A 3,650-nucleotide genomic window follows, 5' to 3' on the forward strand; every position below is an offset into this window, starting at 1 on the left:
GCTTATCTCAATAATCAGTTATGAATCTTCTCTCTAGAAGGTGACACGCACCCCTATCGATGTCACAAAACAGACTTCTGCAATTAATCAGAATCTACAACGAGAGAGTTCAGTCTGTTATTACAATGGCTCCGCCTATTCACCTGGGGCAAGCGTTTATTCAAATGGCTCTTTGCTGATTTGTAACAGTATTGGTTCTTGGGATGTGAGCGGTAGCTGCTAGAAGTCAGTTTTGGGGTGGGCATTGCTTACCCTATTTGATTAGTCAATTAGCTCTCTTTAAGACCGTACATCTTTTACGGTATGGTATTACTCGCTATCATGTAGATATGAGTATATGCCTACTGCAGAACAGGCTTTTGTCTGCGTCAGAGTGTGCCAAATGCTCTCAGATGGGTATCAGCCCATTCATGTGTTTCGGTACAATCCCAATACCAAGACGGTGTTCATTCTTGCTGGTGTAACAGAGAGCTTGGAAATTCTGGGGGGCTAACAACTTCCAATAGCATTTGCAATTGTTCATTCTTGCTGGTGTAACAGAGAGCTTGGAAATCCTGGTTTTCTCAAGTGGACAATGGAGGTTCAATGATGACGAAGCCTGACTTTAGCAAAATGTCTTGCCAAGAATTGAGAGCATATGTTCTTGCGCATCGGGATAACGACGAGGCGACTGAGGCTTTGATTAGAATGGGCAATCCCAATAGTCCAGTCTACCCGTTCCCTAAAACCGACGAGGACTTGAAAGCAATGGAAGAAATCCTCAAAAGAAAACTAGGTAGCAGTGGCGGCGCGGGCTAACACTCGTTGGTGCGGACGGAACAAAGGTTATCGGTGGGAGCAGTCGAGGTTATCTGCCGCCGCACAACTTCACCGAGTGCGATTCGTTCATCCTAAATGAATAGCAATATTCAGGGACAGATGGCGAGGATAGAACCTCGACAACTGGATAATTGTGAGGGTGCAAGTCCCTCTCTACAAGTGCAAGTAGTAACAGCATCACCCCTACCGTTGCGACTGGTCCTCTTCCTGGGCTTCACCGTGCGGCAATTTCCGGCAGGAAAACACTTCACGGCACACAATGCCTCTGGAACACCACTGGGATTCAAAACCCTGATCCAACCCAGCCAAACCAGCATCAAACGCCATCAAGAGAAATTAAAACAGATTATCCAACGGCACCAGGCAGCAACTCAAGCTCACCTGATTGATGTGCTCAACCCAGTGATTATTGGCTGGTCAAATTATTTCTCGACAGCAGTGAGTTCTGAAGCTTATCAATAGCTAGATCACTGGTTGTATCTCCAGCTAAAAAACTGGGCAACTCATCGTCATCCCCGCAAAAACCAGTGTTGGATTGCCAACAAGTACTGGTTAATCAATCGGGGAGAAGGATAGATATTTGCTGCGGTCACACCAGAGAGTATTCAACGCTTAGCAAGACATAGTCACACCGTGATAAAGCGGCATGTCAAGGTTCAAGGGAACCGTTCTCCGTTTGATGCCGACTGGCTTTACTGGAGTACCCGCATGGGACGACATCCTCAAGTCAGCCAACGAGTTGCATTACTCCTGAAGCGACAGCAAGGACAATGTACTCATTGCCAACTGTTCTTTAAGGACAAGGATTTGCTGGAAATCGACCATATTCTTTCCCTTGCTCAAGGCGGAAAAGATGAATTCACCAACCTCCAACTTCTCCATCGACATTGCCACGATGTAAAGTCTGCCGAAGACGGCGGATAAGGTATCGATGACAACGACCAAACTGTTGAGGAGCCGGATGAATCAAAAGGATTCACGTCCGATTTTGAAGACCAGCGGGGTTGGTGACAGCCTCGCTGAGTTTAATTCAACCGCTGAGGTTATTGTCTCATTCTGGGAGGGTCAAAACCCTCGCCTTCAGGCGAAGGCTTCAGCAAGCACGCCAAACGTGGTAGAAGTTGGGAATGAAAAACTATCGACATGGCGCGCACACAGTCTATGAAATTCACCTCCATCTAGTTTGGGTAATATCGAAACGTTTTTGATTGTAGATGAGGCTAAAGTTCACTATATCTGGATGAATCTTGGTTGGCAGAATGGGGAACGGATTAATGGGATGACGGTTTATGTTCGGGTTCGGGATGGTAAATTCTGGATCGAAGAGGACTGGACTGAAAACGGTATTGCAACTGATTTAATTCGTAAAAGTGTTCCCAAGGAAGATATTGTATTGGCATTCCATGAGCCTAAAATGAGGCAGTATACGGAGTTTGCTGTAGCATCGTATAGCGGCGCAGGCTAACACTGCGTGGCAGCGGACGGCTGAAAGTCCTGGTGCTGAATTTGAGGCTATTTGCCGCCGCTGCATTTCACCGATGGATGGATACCCACACGCTATTAAGCTGAGGCTCAAATGATGAAGCATGGTTTGAATCCACAATCGGATGTGTTGGTGTCGGTAGTTTCGCCCATCTGCAATGCAGAATCCTGGATTGGGGAGTATCTGCAAGCTATCTCGGCCTTGTTGGGTCATGAGTATAAGGATTATGAAATTGTGCTGGTTGACAATGGCTCGACCGATAACACGGTTGCTGTAGTGGAGCAGTTGCAGCAGGAGCTACGCAACATTCAACTCTATTCCTTAGCTCGTCCTATTCCTCATGAAAGTGCCTTTGTCGTGGGGTTAGAGCAAGCGATCGGGGATGTGGTGATTACGTTAGCTGCGGCTTACGATCCCATCGATCCGATTCTGGAAATGGTGCAACTGGCCTATAGCGGAGTCGATCTTGTCTATGGTCTGCTTCTACCGCCAGATTACGAAGGAAAACCTGCCGATCGCTGCTTCCACGCTGCGACTTTATACGCGACGGGCGATTAATTCGTTTTTGGATAATAGCGATCGTTACAGCTTATTTCCGGTCATTGCCGCCTTTTCAGGTCTACGGTATCAAACCTTCACCTATCAACGTCTGAACCGCACTGGACTGCCGACTAATCAAAGTTATTCAGGTGCTATTTCTCGCGCCTTTCGCTTAATTTTCCTCTCCTCCTACTACCCTCTCCGCCTGCTCTCGTTTACCGCCCTAACCGGAGCCTTCCTGAATGTGATTTATAGCTTTTACGTGCTGTTCGTCAATCTTTTCAAGTCCAAAGTGGCGGAAGGCTGGAAGGCTGGACGACGCTTTCCCTGCAAAACTCCGTCATGTTCTTCATCCTGTTCATGATCCTGGCGGTTCTGTCTGAATACATCGCCCGGTTGGTGATGACGAACCAAAATCGACCTTTTTACTTTGTCACCCGTGAGAGCCGCAGCCTGGTGCTGGTCAGGAAAAACGAACTGAATGTCTTGCGGAACGACCTCAAATCTTGAACATGCGAATGAAACTGCTCAAGCTTCTGCAGCCCTTACTCACTGTGCCAGTCTTCACCTGGGAGTACGTCCTGGTGGCGCTGCTGTTGGCCTCCATACTGAGTCGGGCGATCGCCGGGATTTATGCATCTTTTTTCTCCCAGAAATATTCTCAGTTAACTGTGGGAGACATCACCTGGGGGGCTGGCACTAAATCGCCAGATTACCTGCTGTTGCTGGGTTTCGTCATCACCTTTTTACTCATCTATAGAAAACTCGCGTGAGAACCCCGGTCTTTTAAGCCGGGGATGAAACGCAG

General features: G+C 47.7%; 10 protein-coding genes. All 10 read left to right on the forward strand.

Features of this window, described 5'->3' with window-relative positions:
- Positions 1-40 precede the first annotated feature (40 nt).
- Entirely contained in the window at positions 41-223 is a 183-nt protein-coding gene (locus ACUVQO_RS22725) for a DUF1496 domain-containing protein (protein WP_445928098.1), read from the forward strand.
- Between the two features lie 114 nt (positions 224-337).
- On the forward strand, positions 338-493 hold the full coding sequence (locus ACUVQO_RS22730; RefSeq protein ID WP_445928099.1) for a DUF6888 family protein: 156 nt from the start codon (positions 338-340) through the stop codon (positions 491-493).
- 95 nt (positions 494-588) lie between these two features.
- Positions 589-798, forward strand: coding sequence for a DUF6887 family protein (locus ACUVQO_RS22735; protein WP_445928107.1), 210 nt, complete (start codon positions 589-591; stop codon positions 796-798).
- 120 nt (positions 799-918) lie between these two features.
- Positions 919-1,281 carry a group II intron maturase-specific domain-containing protein gene (locus tag ACUVQO_RS22740; RefSeq protein WP_445928100.1) on the forward strand — a complete coding sequence of 121 codons (363 nt, stop codon included), beginning with the start codon at positions 919-921 and terminating at the stop codon, positions 1,279-1,281.
- A gap of 171 nt (positions 1,282-1,452) precedes the next feature.
- A complete protein-coding gene (locus ACUVQO_RS22745) occupies positions 1,453-1,743 on the forward strand; it encodes an HNH endonuclease (protein ID WP_445928101.1) in 291 nt (96 codons plus the stop codon).
- A 259-nt stretch (positions 1,744-2,002) separates the two neighbouring features.
- Positions 2,003-2,284, forward strand: a complete 282-nt coding sequence (locus tag ACUVQO_RS22750) for a XisI protein (RefSeq protein WP_445928102.1) — start codon at positions 2,003-2,005, stop codon at positions 2,282-2,284.
- A gap of 111 nt (positions 2,285-2,395) precedes the next feature.
- Complete coding sequence (locus tag ACUVQO_RS22755; RefSeq protein ID WP_445928103.1) at positions 2,396-2,860, forward strand: glycosyltransferase; 465 nt, start codon at positions 2,396-2,398, stop codon at positions 2,858-2,860.
- A gap of 7 nt (positions 2,861-2,867) precedes the next feature.
- Positions 2,868-3,206 (forward strand): hypothetical protein, encoded by a 339-nt coding sequence (locus ACUVQO_RS22760; RefSeq protein WP_445928104.1) that lies wholly within the window; start codon positions 2,868-2,870, stop codon positions 3,204-3,206.
- A complete protein-coding gene (locus ACUVQO_RS22765) occupies positions 3,203-3,352 on the forward strand; it encodes a hypothetical protein (RefSeq protein WP_445928105.1) in 150 nt (49 codons plus the stop codon). The genes ACUVQO_RS22760 and ACUVQO_RS22765 overlap by 4 nt, the downstream gene beginning before the upstream one ends.
- Positions 3,353-3,354: 2 nt before the next feature.
- Positions 3,355-3,615 carry a hypothetical protein gene (locus ACUVQO_RS22770; protein ID WP_445928106.1) on the forward strand — a complete coding sequence of 87 codons (261 nt, stop codon included), beginning with the start codon at positions 3,355-3,357 and terminating at the stop codon, positions 3,613-3,615.
- Positions 3,616-3,650 lie beyond the last annotated feature (35 nt).

It is taken from the genome of Leptodesmis sp., assembly GCF_052746595.1.